Source organism: Burkholderia sp. AU30198, assembly GCF_020419825.1.
Taxonomy (GTDB): Bacteria; Pseudomonadota; Gammaproteobacteria; order Burkholderiales; family Burkholderiaceae; genus Burkholderia.
Genome location: NZ_JAIZSA010000013.1, coordinates 133,045 through 152,973 on the forward strand (window position 1 = coordinate 133,045; position 19,929 = coordinate 152,973).

A 19,929-nucleotide genomic window follows, 5' to 3' on the forward strand; every position below is an offset into this window, starting at 1 on the left:
AGGCGCTGTGACGTGCGGTAAACAACAGTACTTTCAAAAATATTACTTTGATACACTGGCGCGGGTTTAGCCAAGGAGATGACCAAAATGAAATACCACAAGGCAGTCCTGATGGTCGCGGCGCTCTGCGCGTTCGCAAGCGGCGCGCATGCTCAGGAGACGGGCACGCTGAAGAAGATCAAGGACACGGGCGTGATCGCGCTGGGGCACCGCGAGTCGTCGATCCCGTTCTCCTACTATGACGAAAAGCAGCAGGTGGTCGGCTATTCGCGCGAATTCCAGCTGAAGGTGGTCGACGCGGTGAAGAAGAAGCTGAACCTGCCGAACCTGCAGGTGAAGAACATCCCGGTCACGTCGCAGAACCGCATTCCGCTGGTGCAGAACGGCACGGTCGACATCGAGTGCGGCTCGACGACCAACAACGCCGAACGCCAACAGCAGGCCGCGTTCTCCGACACGATCTTCGTGATCGGCACGCGCCTGATGACGAAGAACGATTCGGGCGTCAAGGATTTCGCCGACCTGAAGGGCAAGACGGTCGTGACCACTGCCGGCACGACGTCCGAGCGCCTGCTGCGCAAGATGAACAACGAAAAGCAGATGGGCATGAACATCATCAGCGCGAAGGATCACGGCGATTCGTTCAATACGCTGGAATCGGGCCGCGCGGTCGCGTTCATGATGGATGACGCGCTGCTCGCGGGCGAGCGCGCGAAGGCGAAGAAGCCGGGCGACTGGGTGATCGTCGGCACGCCGCAATCGGAAGAAGCGTACGGCTGCATGATGCGCAAGGGCGACACGGACTTCAAGAAGGTCGTCGACGACGCGATCTCGCAAGTCGAGAAGTCGGGCGAAGCCGCGAAGATCTACGCGAAGTGGTTCGAGAACCCGATCCCGCCGAAGGGGCTGAACCTGAACTTCCCGCTGTCCGATTCGATGAAGAAGCTGTACGCGAACCCGAACGACAAGGCGCTCGACTGACCGCACGGCCGTTGATGCAGAAATGACGCTAATGAGACGGAAGAGGCCCCGCTTCTTCCGTCTCTTTTTGCTGGAGTCTTGCCCATGTCTTACCACTGGAACTGGGGCATCTTCCTGAGCCCCGTGTCGACCGGCGAGCCGACGACTTATTTCGGATGGCTGATGTCCGGCTTCTGGGTGACGATCGAAGTGTCGCTCGTCGCCTGGGTCATCGCGCTGATCGTCGGTTCGCTGTTCGGCGTGCTGCGCACCGTGCCGAACAAGTGGCTGTCCGCGATCGGCACCCTGTACGTGTCGATCTTCCGGAACATTCCGCTGATCGTGCAGTTCTTCGTCTGGTATCTCGTGATACCGGAGCTGCTGCCTGCATCGATCGGCACCTGGATCAAGCAGCTGCCGCCCACCACGCAGTTCTTTACCGCGTCGATCATCTGTCTCGGCCTGTTCACGGGCGCGCGCGTGTGCGAACAGGTGCGCTCCGGGATCAACGCGCTGCCGAAGGGCCAGCGCGCCGCCGGCCTCGCGATGGGCTTCACGCAATGGCAGACGTACCGCTACGTGCTGCTGCCGGTTGCGTACCGGATCATCGTGCCGCCGCTCACGTCGGAATTCCTGAACATCTTCAAGAACTCCGCCGTCGCGTCGACCATCGGCCTGCTCGACCTGTCCGCGCAGGCGCGCCAGCTCGTCGACTACACCGCGCAGACGTATGAATCGTTCATCGCGGTCACGCTCGCGTACGTGATCATCAACCTCGTCGTGATGGCGTTCATGCGCTGGATCGAAGGCCGCACGCGGCTGCCCGGCTATATCGGAGGCAAGTGATGCATCAGTTCGACTGGAGTAGTATTCCCGGCGCGCTGCCGACGCTGTGGACGGGGGCGATCGTCACGTTGCAGATCACGCTGATCGCGATCGTGGTCGGGATCGTCTGGGGCACGCTGCTGGCGCTGATGCGGCTGTCGGGCGTCAAGCCGCTCGCATGGTTCGCGCAGGGCTATGTGACGGTGTTCCGCTCGATCCCGCTCGTGATGGTGCTGCTGTGGTTCTTCCTGATCGTGCCGCAGCTGCTGCAGGGCGTGCTCGGGTTGTCGCCGACGATCGACATCCGTCTCGCATCGGCGATGGTCGCGTTCTCGCTGTTCGAAGCCGCGTATTATTCCGAGATCATCCGCGCCGGCATCCAGGCGGTGCCGCGCGGGCAGGCGAACGCCGCGTTCGCGCTCGGCATGAACTATGCGCAGGCGATGCGCCTCGTGATCCTGCCGCAGGCGTTCCGCGCGATGATCCCGCTGCTGCTCACGCAGGCGATCGTCCTGTTCCAGGATACGTCGCTCGTGTACGTGATCAGTCTCGCGGACTTCTTCCGCACGGCGGCCAACGTCGGCGATCGCGACGGCACGACCGTCGAGATGGTCCTGTTCGCCGGCGCATGCTATTTCGTGATTTGCTCGTTGGCGTCTGCTCTCGTCAAGGGTCTCCAGAAAAAGGTCACAAGATGATTTCCATCAAGAACGTTTCGAAGTGGTACGGCCAGTTTCAGGTCCTCACCGACTGCACGACCGAGGTCAAGAAAGGCGAAGTGGTCGTCGTGTGCGGCCCGTCGGGCTCGGGCAAGTCGACGCTGATCAAGACCGTGAACGGCCTCGAGCCGTTCCAGCAGGGCGAGATCCTCGTGAACGGCCAGTCGGTCGGCGACAAGAAGACGAACCTGTCGAAGCTGCGCTCGAAGGTCGGGATGGTGTTCCAGCATTTCGAGCTGTTCCCGCACCTGTCGATCACCGAGAACCTGACGCTCGCGCAGGTCAAGGTGCTCGGCCGCGGCAAGGACGAGGCGAACGAGAAGGGCATGAAGCTGCTCGATCGCGTCGGCCTGAAGGCGCATGCGCACAAGTTCCCGGGCCAGCTGTCGGGCGGCCAGCAGCAGCGTGTCGCGATCGCGCGCGCGCTGTCGATGGATCCGATCGCGATGCTGTTCGACGAACCGACGTCCGCGCTCGACCCCGAGATGATCAACGAAGTGCTCGACGTGATGGTCGAACTCGCGCAGGAAGGGATGACGATGATGGTCGTCACGCACGAGATGGGCTTCGCGAAGAAGGTCGCCCATCGCGTGATCTTCATGGACAAGGGCGCGATCGTCGAGGACGACCGCAAGGACGATTTCTTCTCGAATCCGAAATCGGAACGCGCGAAGGACTTCCTCGCGAAGATCCTGCACTGAGCGTTCGCGCGCGCCGGCGCTGCATGTGCGTCGATGCGAAAACCGCCCGGCCAGGCGCCGGGCGGTTTTTTTTCGTCCGCTGTCCGCAGGTCGTGCGTTACCAGCTGTAGCGGTAGCCGACCTGCCCGACGATGCCGCGCCGGTAGTCGCCGCCGATGTTGCGCGCGATCTTCGCGTTCGCATACAGCTCGCCCGACTTGCCGAAGCCCGCGGTCACGCCGACGCCGAGCTCGTACCACGTGCGGCCGAGATGCGTCGCGAACGGCGTGCCGCCGACGACGGTCTGGCCCGGCGACAGGAAGTCGTGCAGCACGTCGGCCGTGATGTACGGCGTCGCGGCACCGCCGCCCGAATCCGACTGGAGGTTCGGGTGGAAGATGCGCACGCCGACGCGGCCGCGCAGCGCGTTCGTCGTCGTGCCCGACACCGCCGAGACGTTGTCGTTGAACCCGTTCAGCTTCAGGTACTGATACATCAGCTGCGCCTGCGGTTCGACCGCGACCGGCAGGGTGCCGATCGCGAACGGCTTGCCGACTTCCTGCGACAGTGCGATGCCGAAGCCGTTCTGAGACGCCTCGTTGCCGTAGCTGTCGCGATAGCGGTTGCCGTAGTGCGTGACCTGCCCGACGCTGTCGAAGTACGTGCCGTCGGACAGATACTTCGTCCAGTAGCCGCCGACGCTCTGCGCATGCATCTCGACCGAGCCCGTCGACGTCGACAGGTTGGCCGCATCGGCGCGTGCCCTGTCGCTGAAGCTCGCGTTCGACACGCCGATGCTGGCCGTCACGCCCGCGTGCGTGCTGCCGCCGCCGTTCGGCGCCTGGTCGAGCGTCCAGTCCTTGCCGAACTGCGCGAAGAACGTGCGCTCGTCGGCCGCGAAGCGGCCCGCGTTCGCGTCGAGGCTCTGGCCGCCGATGCGCCCCCACACGCCGTCGCGATTGCCGGCCTGCTGCTTTTCGAGGTTGTAGATGTCGCCGACGCGCTCGTGCAGCTTGCCCAGTGTGGAGAAGCCGTAGTCGGCATTGAGCAGCGGCGTGAGCGCATAGCCCGACACGCCAGGGCGATACGCGAGCGTGCCACCGGTGCCATTCCCGTTGTTGCCGCCGTCGCCGCCACCGGACGGGTGGATCGGGTCGCCGGGGTCCGACGGATCGAGCTGCGAGCGCAGGTACCAGCCGTTTGCGTCGCCTTGCCCGCCGCGATAGAGCCGGTATTCGTACGCGCCCGCCTGCACGGGCCCCGCGAGCTGGAACGCCGATGCGGTGGTCGTGCCGCCGTTGCTCGTGACGACCACCGGAATCCCGTCGCCCTTCGTCTGTGCACCGGTGCCGGCCGTGTTGGCGATCTTCAGGCCCGTCGTGCCGCTTGCGGTGCCGCCGTTCACGATCACCCGATCGGTCGGCGATGCGTCGGCGCCGAGGAACGTGTTGAGCGCGATCGTGCCGCCGTTGCCGACGTAGCTGCCGGTCGTCAGCGTCTTGTAGCTGCCGGCGACCGTCGGCGCACCGGTCGGTGCGGCGAACGCGACGAGGCCCGCGTTGTTCAGGCTGCTCAGCACGGAGCTGCCCGTCATGCGCCACGTGCTGCTGCTGTCGACGGTCAGTGCGACCGGATCGATCGTGCCGGTCAGCGTCGTGCCGTTCGCGAGCAACACGTTGCCGATGCTCGATGCGTCGGAGACGACGTTGCCGGTCAGGTTCACGGCCGACGCGGTGAAGCTGGCGTGGCTGCCGTTCGACAGGTCGAGCAGCGTACCGTTGCCGGCCGTCACGACCGTGCCGTTGCGCACGGCGATGTCGGCCGTGCCGCCGCGCACGGCGAAGGCCGGCCCGGTGGCGGACGTGACGCTGCCGCCGTCGACGAGCACCGAGCTCGTCGCGCCGTTGGCGAGCGTATCGGACGTCAGCACGCCGGCCGCCGAGCCCTTGAGCGTCGTGCCGGTCAACGCGAGCACGCCGCCGCTGTCGGCGGTGGCGCCGTTGCCGGCGGCGCTGGCGATCGTCGAGCCCGTATCGCCGATGCGGCCGCCGTTCTGTGCGACGACGCCGTCGGCCGCCGTGCCGGCCGCGCTGATCTTCGCGCCCGACAGCAGCGCGGTCGCGCCGCCGTTCGTCACGATCGCGGCCGAACCCGCGCCGGTCGTCGCGACGGTCGTCCCGTTGGCCGTCAGCGTCGAATCCGCGCCCGACACGAAGAAGCCGCGCGCGTTGTCGCCGGTGGTCCGGACGACGGTCGCCGCATCGGTCGCGATGCGTGCGCCGGCGCCCGTCGACGACAGGCCGTCGGCACCGCCGCCGGTCGTGCCGATCTGCGTGCCGAACAACGCGACCGTCGCGTTCGTCCCCTGGTTGTCGATCCCCTTGCCCGAGCCGCCGACCGCGATCGACGCCGCGCCGGCCGCGAGCCCGCCACCCGTCACGGTGGCGTCGATCAGCACGCCGTCGGCGCTGCCGTTCGCGATCACGGTGCCGGCGCCCGACAGCGCGACCGATGCGCCTGCGCCCGTCAGGTGCACGCCCGCGATGCCGTCGTCGGCTTCGATCGAACCCGCGTTCGCGAGCGTCGCCGACGCACCCTGGACGAGCGCGCCGGTGCCGTCGGATACGCGGATCGTCGACGTGTTGTTCACCGTGCCGAGCGTACCGATCACGACGCCCGTCGAGCCGGCGCCCGTCAGCAGCACCGTGTTGCGGTTCTCGAGCGTGCCGAGGTGTTGCGCGACGAAGCCCGTCACGCCGGCAGTCGATGACGTGACGGCGGCATTGTTGGTGAGCGTCGTCGCGACCGGTGCGCCGGCATTGGCGCCGGCGAGATCGTGCGCCTGGCCGTCGACGACGCCGGCGATCGCGCCGGCCGCGTTCAGGTTGATCGTCGCGCCCGCGTCGATCGTGCCTTGCGCGCCGCCTTCGACCGCGATCGCGATGCCGTTCGCGCCGTTGACGTTGTAGATCGCGTTACCGGTCGACAGCACGGTGCCGGCGTCGGTCGCGAGCACGCCGTGCGCGCGCTGGCCGTTGACGTCGGTCGTCAGTGCGCCGGCCGTCGACGTGCCCGTGTAGGCCGCACCGCCCGCGACGCGGAACAGCGTCGAATCGTCGGTGTCGACGCGAAGGTGCTGCGCGGCGACGTTGATCTTCGAGCCCGCGCCATACGCGTAGAAGCCGATCTGGTTGGTGCCCGACATGAAGGCGGGCACGGCATTGGCGCCGACGTCGATCGTCGCGCCCGAACGTGCGTGCACGCCGATCGCGCCGGTGCCTGTCAGGTTGAGCGCGCCGTCGAGCGTGGCGTTCGCGAGCGGCCCCTCGGCCCACACGCCGTAGTTGCGCGTGCCCGATGCGGGATCGAGGCCGCCGGCCACGTTGATCGTGCCGGTCGAGGTCGCAGCCGTTGCGGTCGTACCGGTCCCGACGACCATGATGCCGATGCCGTTGACGCCGTTCAGCGTGATGGTGCCGGTGTTGGTCACGGTCGCGGCCGTGTTGGCCGCGAGCATGCCGACGTTGGCGAGCGGCGTGTTGGATGCCGCGCCGTTGACGACGATCGCGCCCGCGTTGCTCAGCGTGCCGGACGACGAGCCGATGCTCGCCAGTGCGGCGCCGTTCTGTGTCTGCGAGCCGATCACGATCGTGCCGAGGTTGCTCGCGGTACCCGATGCGCCGAGCAGGATGCCGTACGCGTGCGCGGACAGCGCGACGTCGTTCGCGGCTTCCGGTGACCCGGCATCGTACTGGGCCGCCCGGCCGAGGTAGATCGTGCCGCCGGCTTCGTTCGTGAAGCTGCCGCCGGCGACGAGGCCGCCGATCACCTGGCTGTCGAGCGTCGTCGCGTTGACGCCCACGTTGATCGTGCCCGCGTTCGATGCGCTCGCACCGTCGGTCGCGGCCACCGCGTAGTTCTGCAGGTCCGGGCGCGTGGTGTTGTAGGTCCACGCGCCGACGTTCATCACGCCGTTGTTGACGAAGGTCGTGCCGGCGCCGTTCGCGTAGACGCCGTTGCCTTCGGTGTACGCCTTGAAGCCGAAGTTGTCGGGCGGTGCGGCGCTGCCCGTGTTGAAGTTGTCGCCGGCGGTGTAGCCGGACGAGATCACGCCGTTGTTGACGCCGCTCGCACCGGTCAGCAGGCGCACGAGCGTGAAGTCGCCGGACAGGCCGCCGTCGTTGACGAAGTGCGCGCCGTTTTCCGCGAGGACCGCCGAGCTCGAGTCGATCGTGTTGGTGCCGCGGAAGTCGATCTGCCCATCCTTGCCGATATGCAGCGTCGCGTTCGCGCCGGTGCCCTGCAGTGCCGTCAGGTAGTTCATCGGCAGCGCGTTCTCGTCGCCCGGCGACACGTTGTTCGCGTACCCGAACGATTGCGTGGTGAACGTGACGGCCTGGTTGAACGCGCTGTCGTAGGCGGCCTGCGAGCCGAGCGCGCCGCTGCTCACCGCGTGCACGAGGAAGTTGTTGTACGCGGCGAGCGACGCCGCGTCGATGACGGTCCACGCGCTGCCGTCGAACGCGGTGAAGCTGCCCGCATACGTCGGCACCTCGAGCAGGACATGACCGACGGGGCCGCCGTTTGCGAGATAGTCGCCGGTACCCAGCCAGATCTGGTTGCGCGAATTCCAGTTGATGACGCTTTGCGCCGAGCCGCTGCCGTCCGCGACGAACAGGTCCGTCTGCTTCGGCGCCATCGTGATCGCGTTGCCGGCTGCCGTGGGCGAGCCGGCCGGATTGCCGATCGACACGTCGAGCGTTCCACCGGAGCGTTCGACGGTGCCGATTCGTGTGTTCACGTACTGGTTGCCGTTCACGTCGTGATAGACCGACACGTCGGTCGAGCCCGCACTCGATGCGGAAAACGTGCCCGAATCGTAGGTCGCGATCGATGTCTGGCCACCGGTGATCGAGTCGGGCGTGCTGACGCTTTGTGTCTTGCCGCCGATCGACAGCAGCGGTTGATTCGGGTTGCCCGACACGACGGACGTGCTGCCGAGCGGCATCTGCGTGTAGCCCATGTCGCCGGTCGCACCGGTCCACGCGCCCGTCAGGTTGACCCGGTCGCCGCCCGACACGGTCGTGGCGCCGACGAGGTTGTCGTTGACGGTCGGGCTGAAGCTGTCGAGCGCGCAGGTGCCGCCGCTCGCGACGGCCGCGCCGCTGCCGCAGGTCGACGCGTACGCAGAGCCGGTGGCCAGCGCGGCCAGCGCGGCGCCGACTGCCGCGATGCGAAGCGATGTCCGGCGCGGTGCCGCGTGCGCGGTGCGGCGGCTTGTGCCGGACGGGCGGCCCGAACGCTTGCCGCGCGCCCGTGCCGTTTCCGCAGCCGCGACCCAGCAGCCGGTGGTCTCGCTCCATATCGATCGAAATGAATGATTCACGACAAGCCCCTCTCTCTTGTTTTGATGTGGTTTTCACTGCGGTGCAGTGAAATCGCAATCCGCGGTGGGGAATGGCGTGAATGGGTGTGCGGCGGTCGTGGCCGCGTCTCTGCCCATCGCGATTCGTTATGCCGAGGATGAGCGGAGTCTATTGACCGGAAGGGCGGGCGATTGTCGGGAAGCTTACAAATGCGGCATTAATGCTGTTTTCGCTTGGTATTTTTTGTTTGTGTGATGAATCGAACTGAGAGCCTTTGTGGGTAAGGGTTGGGTCGATTTTTTGTGTGTCGCGTCGTGATCGCCGTGTCGGTGAGGTGACGCACGGTTTGCGTCAGGCCGGTACGTTAAAATGCGGTTTGCGGATTATATGCATGCTGGCGATGTGATTTATTCGTTTCTCTTTTTGGCGATTTTCCATTGGAAATGAATTAAATCAAGCGAATATCGCGTGATGCCGCTTCGAGATGCCGGAATGTGGGCCGGGTGAAACGGAGTTGGCACGGACGAGCGATAGGGGCCGGCGGCAAGCGTCACGGTATCGTGTGTGCAAAACGGCCCGCCGCGATCGTGCATGGCGGGCGACCGTATTGCCGAGCAGCGGCTGGCAGGGGAGAGGTGCGGGCGCGCCGCGCCGCGCTCAGAAGTCGATTGCGTCGTCGGAATCGACGTCGGCCGCGGTGGCGAGCGCCTCGCGTGCGTCGCGCGGCGCCGACGCCGATGCGTCGAGCGCCGGATTGCGCAGCTTCTCGAGCACGCGCTCGGGCACCGGGATCCGCATCCGCGCGGCGACGTCGCCGCACTGGAACATGATCAGCTCGCCCGGCTCGAATGCCGTCCAGACCTCGTTGTCGGTGAGCGGCTGCGTCGCGATCACCGCGACGCGATCCTCGGGCGTCGTGTATTTCGCGAAGTCGATCGACAGGTCTTCGTCGACGAGGTGCGCGGTCGAGAACGGCCAGCGCCGCACGAGGTAGTGCAGCCGCGTCGAGCAGTGCGCGAACAGCGCCTGGCCGTTCGACATCAGGAAGTTGAACACGCCGTGATCGGTGATGCCGCGTGTCAGTTCGCCGACGCGCTCGAACAGCTCGGGCAACGGCGGCTGCGCACCGGGGAACGCTTCGCGCAGCCCCTGCATCAGCACGCAGAACGCCTGTTCGCTGTCGGTCGTGCCGACCGGGTGGTAGACGCTGCCGTCCATGTCCGGTGCGTAGTCCTGCAGGTCGCCGTTATGCGCGAAGATCCAGTGCCGGCCCCACAGCTCGCGCATGAACGGATGGCTGTTCTCGAGCAGGATGTGGCCTTGCGTGGCCTTGCGGATGTGCGCGATCGTGTTCTTGGACTTGATCGGGTAGCGCTTCACCATCTCGGCGATCGGCGATGTGGCCGAGGCCTGGTGATCGATGAACAGGCGGCAGGCTTTATCTTCGAAGAACGCGATGCCCCAGCCGTCGGCATGGTGATCGGTGAGCCCGCCCCGGGCCGCGAAACCTGTGAAGGAGAATGTGACGTCCGTCGGCGCGGCGCAGTTCATTCCTAAGAGTTGGCACATTTTACTTGGGGCAGCAGGCTGAGGCGGGGGGGTAACGAACCGGGCGAACCCCGGTACAATGCGGCTTCTAGCATATCACCGAGCCCTGAGCGGTAAAAAGCGGATTCCGCCGGCCGAAGGCCCCGTGTTGCGGTTTGCCGTCAGTCGGCCCGCGCACGCGCGTTCCGGCCCCGCCGATGGCCCGGCCGTTCCTCACGACGCCTCCTATGACTGCCTCGAACGCTTCCTCCCCGGCGACGCTCTCGCTCGCCCGTCCCGACGACTGGCACCTGCACCTGCGAGACGGCGACATGCTGGCCGCCGTGCTGCCGCACACCGCACGCCAGTTCGGCCGCGCAATCGTCATGCCGAACCTGAAGCCGCCGGTGACGACCACCGCGCAGGCGCAGGCGTATCGCGAGCGCATCCTCGCCGCGCTGCCGGCCGGGATGACGTTCGAACCGCTGATGACGCTGTACCTGACCGACAACACGCCGCCCGACGAGATCCGCCGCGCGCGCGAAAGCGGCTTCGTGCACGGCGTGAAGCTGTATCCGGCCGGCGCGACGACGAATTCCGACCACGGCGTTACCGATCTCGCGAAGTGCGCGAAGACGCTCGAGGTGATGCAGGAAACCGGCATGCCGCTGCTCGTGCACGGCGAAGTGACCGATGCGTCGATCGACCTGTTCGACCGCGAGAAGGTCTTCATCGACCGCGTGATGACGCCGCTGCGCCGCGATTTCCCGGGCCTGAAGGTCGTGTTCGAACACATCACGACGAAGGACGCGGCCGACTACGTGCGCGACGCGGACGCCGCGCCCGGCCTGCTCGGCGCGACGATCACCGCGCATCACCTGCTGTACAACCGCAACGCGCTGTTCGTCGGCGGGATCCGCCCGCATTACTACTGCCTGCCGGTGCTGAAGCGCGAGACGCATCGCGTCGCGCTGGTCGAGGCCGCGACGTCGGGCAACCCGCGCTTCTTCCTCGGTACCGACAGCGCGCCGCATGCGCGCGATGCGAAGGAAACCGCGTGCGGCTGCGCGGGCTGCTACACGGCGCTGCACGCGCTCGAACTGTATGCGGAAGCGTTCGACCACGCCGGCGCGCTCGACAAGCTGGAAGGCTTCGCAAGCTTCTTCGGCGCCGATTTCTACGGGCTGCCGCGCAGCGCCGAGACGGTCACGCTGCGTCGCGAGGCGTGGGAGCTGCCGCGCGAGATCTTCGCGGGCGATACGCCCGTCGTGCCGCTGCGCGGCGGCGAGACGATCGGCTGGAAACTGGCGTGACCTTCGCGCCGCCGCGCGAACCTGGCCAGACGGCCGGTAGCGCGCAGTGCTAGAATGCGCGTCGCAAAGCAGGCCAGGCAGTCGCGGCCTCGCCGCCTTCGGGCGCGCGGGGGCGAGGAAAGTCCGGACTCCACAGGGCAGGGTGATGGCTAACGGCCATCCGTGGCGACACGCGGAACAGGGCAACAGAAAGCAAACCGCCGATGGCCCGGCGCAAGCCGGGATCAGGTAAGGGTGAAACGGTGCGGTAAGAGCGCACCGCGGCGACGGCGACGTTCGCCGGCACGGTAACCTCCACCCGGAGCAATTCCAAGTAGGCAGGCGCGCATTTTCGGATGCAGGACGGGGCCCCCGTCTCGTCTGCGGGTAGGAAGCTTGAGCGCGTCAGCAATGGCGCGCCTAGAGGAATGGCTGCCACGCGTTGTGCGCTTCGGCGCGCAGCGTGCACAGAATCCGGCTTATCGGCCTGCTTTGCGGTTCGAATGCGAAAGGGCCGGCGTCTCCTTGCGGAGCGCCGGCCCTTTTTTCATGCGCGCCCGCCGTGCGTTCAGCCGGCGACGATGTCGAACGAATGCGTGAGTTCGGCCGTCTTCGCGATCATGATCGACGCGGAGCAATACTTGTCGTGCGACAGGTTGATCGCGCGTTCGACCGTGGCCGGGTTCAGGTTGCGGCCGGTGACGGTGAAGTGGAAGTGCACCTTCGTGAACACCTTCGGGTCTTCGCTCGCGCGCTCGGCCTTCAGCGTGACCGAGCAGCCGCTGACTTCCTGGCGGCTCTTCTTCAGGATCAGCACGACGTCATAGGCCGTGCAGCCGCCGGTGCCGAGCAGCACCATTTCCATCGGGCGCGGCGCGAGATTGTGGCCGCCGCCTTCGGGCGCGCCATCCATCGTGACGAGGTGGCCGCTGCCTGTCTCGGCGGAGAACGCCATGCCGTCCTGACCCATCCAGCTTACTTTGCATTCCATGCTTGCACTCCAGCGTTGCCTGATTCGGATTCGATCCGGCATTGTAGCCCGCTGCGCAACGGTCGGCTGATGCGCTGCACGACGCGCAACGCCGGCGCCGTGCGCGCGGGGCGCCAGGCGGCCAAGTCCCCTTTGCATTTAGGGGTTTTGCTCTAGGCGAGGGCGGTTCCCGATCCGGCTTGCCGGGATCAGATGATTGATTTCAAAGAGAAAACCCATTTTTCAAACGTGGCGCCATAAATTTCGCATTATGGTGTTTGATTTCGTAATGCAAATTTTCTTGTGAAGTCGGCAACGCGTTCGTATAATGAGCCTCATTGGTTGTCGCGCTGCGGCAACCTCCGAATGTCTCCTCCACCCTCCTCCTATGGTGGATTAAGCCCGAACCAGCCGTTCGGGCTTTTTTTCGTCCCATGCAAACATCGGCGCGCGGCTTGCGCGCGCTGGCATCGTTATGCGGGCTGCCTGGCGGCCGGCTGCGATGTCGCATCGAGCGGCGTGCCGCGCGGGCGTGCGTCAGGTGCCGGCGCGTGGACGGCCGACGCATGGCCGTGGCCGCGCGCGCAGAAGTGGCGGACGCGTTCGCGCACCGCGCGCAGGCGGGCGACGCGATCCTCGGCATGGGTGGCGCGGGCTTCGGTAATGCGTGTATCGAGCGCGTCGAGCTTGGCTTCGCATTCGGCTCGGGCGGCGACGGCAGGCGCCGCGGCGGCCAGCAGCGCGGCCGCAAGGAAGGGCGTAAGTCGTTGATTCATCATGCTTGTTTGTTGTTTTCCAGATTCGGCCGGTCTGGCGCGGCAAGGTCATGTGCCGCGCGTCGATGGGTGCCTCCCCGGGCGCTCGGTTCGCCTGGCTTGTCGGGGCACGACCGGATTTTGGCCCATTTCGGCCGCCGTGGGCACGGGAAGTGGATTCCCTTTGACCGCGTTGCCGTATTTCCTTTATAATTCAGGGCTTTTCCGCATTCATGCCCACGGAAAAAGAACAGGGAGAGCCTGCACCGCGCCTTGAAGCGCACACAGACAAGCAGGACGAACACATCGGGCAAAGCATTTTTTTTGGATCGATCATGAAGACGTTTTCCGCAAAAGCCCATGAGGTGACGCGCGAATGGTACGTGATTGACGCGACGGATAAGGTTCTCGGCCGTGTTGCCAGCGAAGTGGCACGCCGTCTGCGCGGCAAGCACAAGCCTGAGTTCACTCCGCACGTCGACACTGGTGATTTCATCATCATCGTCAACGCGAGCAAGTTGAAAGTCACGGGCAACAAGACGCTGGACAAGAAGTACTACCGTCACTCGGGCTACCCGGGCGGTATCTATGAAACGACGTTCGGCAAGATGCAAGAACGCTTCCCGGGCCGTGCGCTCGAGAAGGCGGTCAAGGGCATGCTGCCGAAGGGCCCGCTCGGCTACGCGATGATCAAGAAGCTGAAGGTCTACGCAGAAGCGACGCATCCGCACTCGGCTCAACAGCCGAAGGCGCTCGAGATCTAAGGGGACCCACATGATCGGTAACTGGAACTACGGTACGGGCCGCCGCAAGAGCGCAGTCGCACGTGTCTTCATCAAGGCTGGCAAGGGCGACATCATCGTCAACGGCAAGCCCATCGCTGACTACTTCTCGCGCGAAACGTCGCTGATGATCGTGCGTCAACCGCTGGAACTCACGAACCACGGCCTGACGTTCGACATCAAGGTCAACGTCAACGGCGGCGGCGAAACGGGTCAGGCAGGTGCAGTGCGCCACGGCATCACCCGTGCACTGATCGACTACGATGCGACGCTCAAGCCGTCGCTGTCGAGCGCAGGCTTCGTCACGCGCGATGCACGTGAAGTCGAGCGTAAGAAGGTCGGTCTGCGCAAGGCACGCCGCGCCAAGCAGTTCTCGAAGCGTTAATTCCGCTTCATGGCTTCGCCGCTCCCGGGCGGCGTCTGCCCGAAAAACCGCCAGCTTTCGCGCTGGCGGTTTTTTTATGTCCGCTTCCAGGCGCGTGTTGCCGCGGCCCGCGCGGGCGTGTTTGACGAAATCGACAAGAACCTATTGATTTCATGGACTTCAGCACGATCTTCTGATCGGCCCTACAATAGCGGCTAAAGCTTTTTGGAGAGTTCGCAATGAACGCTGTTACCGAATCCGCAGCAACGACGGCCGAAATGCCGGTTCCGTTCGTCTTCACCGACGCCGCAGCCGACAAGGTCAAGCAACTGATCGACGAAGAGGGCAATCCCGACCTGAAGCTGCGCGTGTTCGTGCAGGGCGGCGGCTGCTCCGGCTTCCAGTATGGCTTCACGTTCGACGAGGAAGTCAACGAGGACGACACCGTGATGAACAAGAACGGCGTCCAGCTCCTGATCGACTCGATGAGCTACCAGTATCTGGTCGGCGCCGAGATCGACTACAAGGACGACCTCAACGGCGCCCAGTTCGTGATCAAGAACCCGAACGCGAGCACCACCTGCGGGTGTGGTTCGTCGTTCTCGGTCTGAGCGCACAATCGATCGTGTCCGGTTCGCCGGAATGAAAAACGGGGCTTCATGCCCCGTTTTTTTATGTCCGTGCGCAATGGCGATGCGGCGCCCGCGTTGCGGCGGGTGTCGCGTCAGCGCGGATAGAGCGCGCCGAGCACGCGGTTGCCGGCTGCCCCCGTGACCGTCGCGAGATTGCCGGGCTGGCGCGCGGTGAAGCGGTACGCGAGCCAGGCGAACGCGAGCGCCTCGACCTGTTGAGGCGGCACGCCGAGCGCGGCCGTCGTATCGACCGTGGCCGGCACGCCGGCCTCGTGCAGCGCGTGCCGGAGCGCGTCGAGCAGCACCGGATTGCGTGCGCCGCCGCCGCAGACGAACACGGCCTTGCAGCCCGCTGCGTGTTGCGCGATCTCGCGTGCGACCGACACGGCGGTGAGCGCGACGAGGGTTGCCTGGACGTCCTGCGGCGCGACGTGTGCGAACGCGGCGAGCTTCGCGTCGAGCCACGCGGGATTGAACAGGTCGCGCCCGGTGCTTTTCGGCGGCGGCGCAGTGAAATACGGCTCGTCGAGCAGCGCGTCGAGCAGCGGCGCGTGGACGGTGCCGCGCGCGGCGAACTTGCCGCCGTCGTCGTACGGCTTGCCGAGATGACGGGTCGCCCATTCGTCGAGCAGCGCATTCGCGGGGCCGCAGTCGAAGCCGCGCACGTCGCCGCCTTCGCCGGGCAGGATCGTGATGTTGCTGATCCCGCCGAGATTGCAGACGACGCGCGTCTCGCCCGGCGCGCCGAATACCGTCGCATGGAAGGCCGGCGCGAGCGGCGCGCCGTGGCCGCCTGCGGCGACATCGCGGCTGCGGAAATCGGCGATCACGTCGACCTGGGTCAGCTCGGCGAGCAGCGCCGGGTTGTTGATCTGCCGCGTATAGCCGCGCTCGGGGCGATGGCGCACGGTCTGGCCGTGCACGCCGATCGCGTGGATCTCGTCGCGCGACAGCCCGGCCGTGCGCTGCAATTCGTGGCAGCACACCGCATAGCGTGCGACCAGCGCGTTCGCGGCGACCGATTCGCGGTCGATTTCATCGTGGCCGGGCTGCTGCAGCGCGAACAGCGCGTCGCGCAGCGATTGCGCGAAGCCGACGAACGCTTCCGCGAGCACGACCGGCGCTTTGCCGGCCTCGAAACGCACGGCGACGCCATCGACGCCGTCCATGCTGGTTCCCGACATCAGCCCGAAGTAGATGCCGTCGGCCGGATGGGCGTCTTGCGGCTGTCGTTGCGGCACGTGGGGTCCTCCTGGATCGTGCGGCGCGGGCCGGTGCCGCGCGCCTTGCGCCCGATTATCCGCGCAACATGACGCGCCGTTAAGCGATGCGCGCGCAAGTTATGGGAAAATCCCTGCTTTTGCGACATTCTTCCTGGCACCGATGAGCACCGAACCCAGTTCCAAGCCTGTTTTCCCGATCACCGACGAAGTCCGGCATGCGCTCGCCGTCACGAAGCGCGGCGTCGACGAGCTGCTGGTCGAGGAAGAGTTCGCGCAGAAGCTCGCGCGCAGCGCGGCCACGGGCACGCCGCTTCGCATCAAGCTCGGCCTCGACCCGACCGCACCTGACATCCACATCGGCCATACGGTCGTGCTGAACAAGATGCGTCAGCTGCAGGACCTCGGCCACACGGTGATCTTCCTGATCGGCGATTTCACGTCGCTGATCGGTGACCCGTCGGGCCGCAACGCGACGCGCCCGCCGCTCACGCGCGAACAGATCGAATCGAACGCGAAGACCTACTTCGAGCAGGCCGCGCTCGTGCTCGATCGCGACAAGACCGAGATCCGCTACAACAGCGAATGGTCGATGCCGCTCGGCGCGGACGGGATGATCAAGCTCGCGTCGCGCTACACGGTTGCGCGGATCCTCGAGCGCGAGGATTTCACGAAGCGCTTCCAGGGCGGCGTGCCGATCTCGATCCACGAGTTCCTGTACCCGCTGATGCAGGGCTACGACTCGGTCGCGCTGAATGCCGACCTCGAGCTCGGCGGCACCGACCAGAAGTTCAACCTGCTGGTCGGCCGCGAACTGCAGAAGCAGTACGGCCAGGAACAGCAGTGCATTCTCACGATGCCGCTGCTCGAAGGCCTCGACGGCGTCGAGAAGATGTCGAAGTCGAAGGGCAACTACGTCGGCATCAGCGAGCAGCCGAACGACATGTTCGGCAAGCTGATGAGCATCTCGGACACGCTGATGTGGCGTTACTTCGAACTGCTGTCGTTCCGCCCGATGGACGAGATCGGCGGCTTCAAGCGCGAGATCGAAGGCGGCCGCAACCCGCGCGACTTCAAGGTGCTGCTCGCGCAGGAAATCGTCGCGCGCTTCCACTCGCAGGCCGACGCCGAGCGTGCGCTCGAAGATTTCAACCACCGCGCGAAGGGCGGCGTGCCGGACGACATTCCGTCGGTCACGCTTGCGGGCGCACCGCTCGCGATCGGTCAGTTGCTGAAGCAGGCCGGCCTCGTGCCGTCGACGAGCGAGGCACTGCGCAACATCGAGCAGGGCGGCGTGAAGATCGATGGCGCGACCGTGTCGGACAAGGGCCTGAAGGTCGAAGCCGGCGAGTTCGTCGTGCAGGTCGGCAAGCGCCGCTTCGCACGCGTCACGCTGACCGCATGATCGCGCTGATCCAGCGCGTGAAGCGCGCCGACGTGCGCGTCGGCGACCGCACGACGGGCGAGATCGGTGCGGGCCTGCTCGCGCTGGTCTGCGCGGAGCGCGGCGACACCGACGCGGCGGCCGACAAGCTGCTCGCGAAGATGCTCGGCTATCGCGTATTCAGCGATGCCGCCGGCAAGATGAACCTGCCGGTGTCGAATATCGACGGTGAGGGCCGCGCAGGCGGCCTGCTGCTCGTGTCGCAATTCACGCTGGCGGCCGATACCAACAGCGGGCTGCGGCCGAGCTTCACGCCCGCCGCGCCGCCCGACGAGGGTGCGCGGCTGTTCGACTATTTCGTCGCGGCCGCGCGTGCGCGCCATCCGGTCGTCGAGACGGGCGAGTTCGGCGCCGACATGCAGGTGTCGCTTGTCAACGACGGCCCCGTGACATTCTGGCTGCAAGTGCGGCCCTGATTCTTCCCCGGAGACGCGCCGCGATGGCCACCACGCAGATTCTTTTCATCCGCCATGGCGAGACGGCCTGGAACCGCATCAAGCGCATCCAGGGGCATATCGACATCCCGCTGGCCGAGTCGGGCCTCGAGCAGGCGCAGCGGCTTGCCGCGAGGCTCGCGCGCGAGGCGCGCGACGGTGCACGGCTCGATGCGATCTATTCGAGCGACCTGATGCGCGCACAGCAGACCGCTCAGCCGTTCGCCGACGCGCTCGGGCTGTCGCCGCGGCTGCGGGAAGGGCTGCGCGAACGCTCGTACGGCCAGTTCCAGGGGCACGACAGCGCCGAGATCGAGACGCTGTTTCCCGACGCCTACGCGGCCTGGCAGACGCGCGACCCCGGTTTTGCGCCGGAGGGCGGCGAGTCGCAGCGCGAGTTCTATCACCGCGTGCTGCATGCGCTCGAACCGATCGTCGCCGAGCATCCGGGCGGCCGGATCGCGTGCGTCGCACATGGCGGCGTGCTCGACTGCGTTTATCGCTTCGCGAACGGTATCGAGCTGTCGGCGCCGCGCAATTATCAGCTGCTCAACACGAGCATCAACGTCGTCGATTACGTGGATGGCCGCGCGCAAGTCGTGCAGTGGGCCGACGTGTCGCACCTGGACGCTGCAAGCGACGACGACGGGTACCGCAAGGTGCTCTGAGCCAGCAGGCCCCGTCCGGCATCGCCGGCCGGGGTTTCCTTCCCGTGTGGTGCTTGCCGCTTACGGCTTACTGCGGCAGCGCGTGGCGCGTCTTGTAGTCGAGCGCGTACGCGATCTTGCCGGGCTTGTCCGCCGCGATCGGCTGGCGCAGCTTGTCGAATTCCCCCTTGTTGTATTTCTTCCCGCCGTTGATCGTGTCCGCGCGGCCGAGGTCGGCGCCCGTCTTGCCGTCGATCACCGGATCGGTGGCCGCGACCATGCGCGTCGACGCATTCCAGACCGCGTTCAGGTAGCCCGTGTCGGCCTTTGCCGGATCGGGATCGGTTGCGCCGGCGCGCGTCAGGTCATAGACGGCGAGCGAGAACGTGCCCGGTTGCGCGCGCAGCCAGTCGGCCCAGTAGAACTCGAGGTAGTCGGTGGTTTGCGCGGGCTTGCTGTAGCCGATGTCGCGCGTGAAATAGACGAGCGAACGGTAGCGGTCGTTCGTCATCCCGAGTTTCAGGCCGAGCCCGGTCGGCAGTTGTGCGGCCGTGATCGGCTTGCCTTCGCCGTTCTTGAGGCGCAGATAGCCGCGGCTCTGCATCTGCTGCCAGAACGCGTCGCCCGAGTAGTCGCTGAGGTTGTCCTTGACGACGACGTGCACGTGCAGCGCCGGGCCGCCGTCGGGCGTCTCGTAGTAGGTCGACAGGCCGTGGTGGCCGTCGGTCAGGTACAGCGCGTCGCCGTTCGGGCCGATCACGACCGGGTTCAGCACCGAGCGGTCGCGGGCGTTCGCGTCGGTCGTCGTGCACGTGTAGCTCGCGGGTTCGCGCAGCGCCGACCTGGCCGTGTAGCCGCCCGAAGCGACGCCGCCGAGGCCTTCGTCCGCACAGAAGTCGTCGAATTTCTTGTCGGGCTGCAGTTCGTAGCGGCCGAGCTTGTAGTAGATCTGGTCGTAGCCGATCGCGCCCTGCGTCGGATGGAGGTCGCCGAGCGTCACGTCGATCAGGTCGCCCGCGCGAGCGGCTTTCCACTTGCCCGGTTGCGGCGTGACGGTGGCGGGCGGCGTGGGGGCAGGCGTGGTCGGGGTGCCGCCGGACGGCGTTTGCGCATCCGAACGCGCGACGGCGGCGACATCGTCGCCTCCGCAGGCGGTGAGGGCGAAGACGGTGGACAGGCTGACGGCAAGGGCGAAACGGATCGGCAGGCGTGGCATCGCGGGCATCGGGTGTCGGTCGGGTGGGCGGGACACCGCGCGGGTCACGGCAGACGGGACATGCGGCACGTGCAGCCGTGCGCGGGTGCAAGCCTG

18 protein-coding genes and 1 other RNA gene are annotated in these 19,929 nt (G+C 66.3%); 13 read left to right on the forward strand and 6 right to left on the reverse strand.

The features are described 5' to 3' along the window. The first annotated feature begins 87 nt into the window (after positions 1–87). The 4 genes from LGN19_RS26190 to LGN19_RS26205 all read left to right on the forward strand — a co-directional run bounded on the left by LGN19_RS26190 (position 88) and on the right by LGN19_RS26205 (position 3,205). Positions 88–981 carry a glutamate/aspartate ABC transporter substrate-binding protein gene (locus LGN19_RS26190; protein ID WP_226217895.1) on the forward strand — a complete coding sequence of 298 codons (894 nt, stop codon included), beginning with the start codon at positions 88–90 and terminating at the stop codon, positions 979–981. An 84-nt stretch (positions 982–1,065) separates the two neighbouring features. Further along, complete coding sequence (locus LGN19_RS26195; RefSeq protein WP_043191234.1) at positions 1,066–1,806, forward strand: amino acid ABC transporter permease; 741 nt, start codon at positions 1,066–1,068, stop codon at positions 1,804–1,806. After that, the gene (gltK, locus tag LGN19_RS26200; protein WP_226217896.1) at positions 1,806–2,483 is read left to right on the forward strand and encodes a glutamate/aspartate ABC transporter permease GltK; all 678 of its coding nucleotides are present in this window, start codon (positions 1,806–1,808) and stop codon (positions 2,481–2,483) included. Before LGN19_RS26195 ends, gltK begins: the two co-directional genes overlap by 1 nt. Continuing rightward, entirely contained in the window at positions 2,480–3,205 is a 726-nt protein-coding gene (locus LGN19_RS26205) for an amino acid ABC transporter ATP-binding protein (protein WP_011350949.1), read from the forward strand. Before gltK ends, LGN19_RS26205 begins: the two co-directional genes overlap by 4 nt. 97 nt (positions 3,206–3,302) lie before the next feature. Here the strand turns inward: LGN19_RS26205 and LGN19_RS26210 are convergent, their stop codons facing one another. Then, positions 3,303–8,570 (reverse strand): autotransporter outer membrane beta-barrel domain-containing protein, encoded by a 5,268-nt coding sequence (locus LGN19_RS26210; protein WP_226217898.1) that lies wholly within the window; start codon positions 8,568–8,570, stop codon positions 3,303–3,305. A gap of 637 nt (positions 8,571–9,207) precedes the next feature. After that, positions 9,208–10,119 carry a class II glutamine amidotransferase gene (locus LGN19_RS26215; protein ID WP_122944479.1) on the reverse strand — a complete coding sequence of 304 codons (912 nt, stop codon included), beginning with the start codon at positions 10,117–10,119 and terminating at the stop codon, positions 9,208–9,210. Between the two features lie 206 nt (positions 10,120–10,325). On the opposite strand from LGN19_RS26215, the gene pyrC reads away from it, so the two are divergent. Both pyrC and rnpB read left to right on the forward strand, forming a co-directional pair. Then, the gene (gene pyrC, locus LGN19_RS26220) at positions 10,326–11,390 is read left to right on the forward strand and encodes a dihydroorotase (protein WP_175995878.1); all 1,065 of its coding nucleotides are present in this window, start codon (positions 10,326–10,328) and stop codon (positions 11,388–11,390) included. 65 nt (positions 11,391–11,455) lie between these two features. Continuing rightward, positions 11,456–11,867, forward strand: an RNA gene (rnpB, locus tag LGN19_RS26225) — RNase P RNA component class A. A 70-nt stretch (positions 11,868–11,937) separates the two neighbouring features. On the opposite strand, the gene LGN19_RS26230 is transcribed toward rnpB, so the two are convergent. Further along, positions 11,938–12,402: an OsmC family protein gene (locus LGN19_RS26230; RefSeq protein WP_076605865.1), complete on the reverse strand. Its 465-nt coding sequence runs from the start codon at positions 12,400–12,402 to the stop codon at positions 11,938–11,940. Positions 12,403–12,812: 410 nt separating this feature from the next. Beyond that, positions 12,813–13,118: a DUF1090 family protein gene (locus tag LGN19_RS26235; RefSeq protein ID WP_226217900.1), complete on the reverse strand. Its 306-nt coding sequence runs from the start codon at positions 13,116–13,118 to the stop codon at positions 12,813–12,815. A 311-nt stretch (positions 13,119–13,429) separates the two neighbouring features. Between LGN19_RS26235 and rplM the strand changes: the two genes are divergently transcribed. The 4 genes from rplM to erpA are packed head-to-tail and all read left to right on the forward strand — an operon-like array spanning position 13,430 to position 14,851. Continuing rightward, a complete protein-coding gene (rplM, locus tag LGN19_RS26240) occupies positions 13,430–13,858 on the forward strand; it encodes a 50S ribosomal protein L13 (protein ID WP_041490553.1) in 429 nt (142 codons plus the stop codon). Between the two features lie 10 nt (positions 13,859–13,868). After that, positions 13,869–14,261 carry a 30S ribosomal protein S9 gene (gene rpsI, locus LGN19_RS26245; protein ID WP_122944482.1) on the forward strand — a complete coding sequence of 131 codons (393 nt, stop codon included), beginning with the start codon at positions 13,869–13,871 and terminating at the stop codon, positions 14,259–14,261. A 9-nt stretch (positions 14,262–14,270) separates the two neighbouring features. Next, on the forward strand, positions 14,271–14,459 hold the full coding sequence (locus LGN19_RS26250; protein WP_226217902.1) for a hypothetical protein: 189 nt from the start codon (positions 14,271–14,273) through the stop codon (positions 14,457–14,459). A gap of 20 nt (positions 14,460–14,479) precedes the next feature. Then, positions 14,480–14,851 carry an iron-sulfur cluster insertion protein ErpA gene (gene erpA / locus LGN19_RS26255; RefSeq protein ID WP_011350956.1) on the forward strand — a complete coding sequence of 124 codons (372 nt, stop codon included), beginning with the start codon at positions 14,480–14,482 and terminating at the stop codon, positions 14,849–14,851. A 113-nt stretch (positions 14,852–14,964) separates the two neighbouring features. Here erpA and LGN19_RS26260 read toward each other — a convergent pair whose 3' ends face one another. After that, positions 14,965–16,113 (reverse strand): anhydro-N-acetylmuramic acid kinase, encoded by a 1,149-nt coding sequence (locus LGN19_RS26260; RefSeq protein WP_226217904.1) that lies wholly within the window; start codon positions 16,111–16,113, stop codon positions 14,965–14,967. Positions 16,114–16,255: 142 nt separating this feature from the next. On the opposite strand from LGN19_RS26260, the gene tyrS reads away from it, so the two are divergent. From tyrS to LGN19_RS26275, 3 genes are read left to right on the forward strand one after another with little or no spacing between them, the layout of a single operon-like run. Beyond that, complete coding sequence (gene tyrS, locus LGN19_RS26265) at positions 16,256–17,497, forward strand: tyrosine--tRNA ligase (RefSeq protein ID WP_122944484.1); 1,242 nt, start codon at positions 16,256–16,258, stop codon at positions 17,495–17,497. After that, positions 17,494–17,952 carry a D-aminoacyl-tRNA deacylase gene (gene dtd / locus LGN19_RS26270; RefSeq protein WP_011350959.1) on the forward strand — a complete coding sequence of 153 codons (459 nt, stop codon included), beginning with the start codon at positions 17,494–17,496 and terminating at the stop codon, positions 17,950–17,952. The genes tyrS and dtd overlap by 4 nt, the downstream gene beginning before the upstream one ends. 23 nt (positions 17,953–17,975) lie before the next feature. Next, complete coding sequence (locus LGN19_RS26275; RefSeq protein ID WP_122944486.1) at positions 17,976–18,638, forward strand: histidine phosphatase family protein; 663 nt, start codon at positions 17,976–17,978, stop codon at positions 18,636–18,638. A gap of 67 nt (positions 18,639–18,705) precedes the next feature. Here the strand turns inward: LGN19_RS26275 and LGN19_RS26280 are convergent, their stop codons facing one another. Then, positions 18,706–19,833, reverse strand: coding sequence for a ParB/Srx family N-terminal domain-containing protein (locus LGN19_RS26280; protein ID WP_226217906.1), 1,128 nt, complete (start codon positions 19,831–19,833; stop codon positions 18,706–18,708). Between the last annotated feature and the right edge of the window lie 96 nt (positions 19,834–19,929).

Excerpts from the sequence above, each read along its gene's own strand:
- LGN19_RS26190 (WP_226217895.1), top strand. The coding sequence starts at position 88 with ATGAAATACCACAAGGCAGTCCTGATGGTCGCGGCGCTCTGCGCGTTC.
- LGN19_RS26195 (WP_043191234.1), top strand. The coding sequence starts at position 1,066 with ATGTCTTACCACTGGAACTGGGGCATCTTCCTGAGCCCCGTGTCGACC.
- gltK (WP_226217896.1), top strand. The coding sequence starts at position 1,806 with ATGCATCAGTTCGACTGGAGTAGTATTCCCGGCGCGCTGCCGACGCTG.
- LGN19_RS26205 (WP_011350949.1), top strand. The coding sequence starts at position 2,480 with ATGATTTCCATCAAGAACGTTTCGAAGTGGTACGGCCAGTTTCAGGTC.
- LGN19_RS26215 (WP_122944479.1), bottom strand. The coding sequence starts at position 10,119 with ATGTGCCAACTCTTAGGAATGAACTGCGCCGCGCCGACGGACGTCACA.
- pyrC (WP_175995878.1), top strand. The coding sequence starts at position 10,326 with ATGACTGCCTCGAACGCTTCCTCCCCGGCGACGCTCTCGCTCGCCCGT.
- LGN19_RS26230 (WP_076605865.1), bottom strand. The coding sequence starts at position 12,402 with ATGCCGGATCGAATCCGAATCAGGCAACGCTGGAGTGCAAGCATGGAA.
- LGN19_RS26235 (WP_226217900.1), bottom strand. The coding sequence starts at position 13,118 with ATGATGAATCAACGACTTACGCCCTTCCTTGCGGCCGCGCTGCTGGCC.
- rplM (WP_041490553.1), top strand. The coding sequence starts at position 13,430 with ATGAAGACGTTTTCCGCAAAAGCCCATGAGGTGACGCGCGAATGGTAC.
- rpsI (WP_122944482.1), top strand. The coding sequence starts at position 13,869 with ATGATCGGTAACTGGAACTACGGTACGGGCCGCCGCAAGAGCGCAGTC.
- LGN19_RS26250 (WP_226217902.1), top strand. The coding sequence starts at position 14,271 with ATGGCTTCGCCGCTCCCGGGCGGCGTCTGCCCGAAAAACCGCCAGCTT.
- erpA (WP_011350956.1), top strand. The coding sequence starts at position 14,480 with ATGAACGCTGTTACCGAATCCGCAGCAACGACGGCCGAAATGCCGGTT.
- tyrS (WP_122944484.1), top strand. The coding sequence starts at position 16,256 with ATGAGCACCGAACCCAGTTCCAAGCCTGTTTTCCCGATCACCGACGAA.
- dtd (WP_011350959.1), top strand. The coding sequence starts at position 17,494 with ATGATCGCGCTGATCCAGCGCGTGAAGCGCGCCGACGTGCGCGTCGGC.
- LGN19_RS26275 (WP_122944486.1), top strand. The coding sequence starts at position 17,976 with ATGGCCACCACGCAGATTCTTTTCATCCGCCATGGCGAGACGGCCTGG.
- LGN19_RS26280 (WP_226217906.1), bottom strand. The coding sequence starts at position 19,833 with ATGCCACGCCTGCCGATCCGTTTCGCCCTTGCCGTCAGCCTGTCCACC.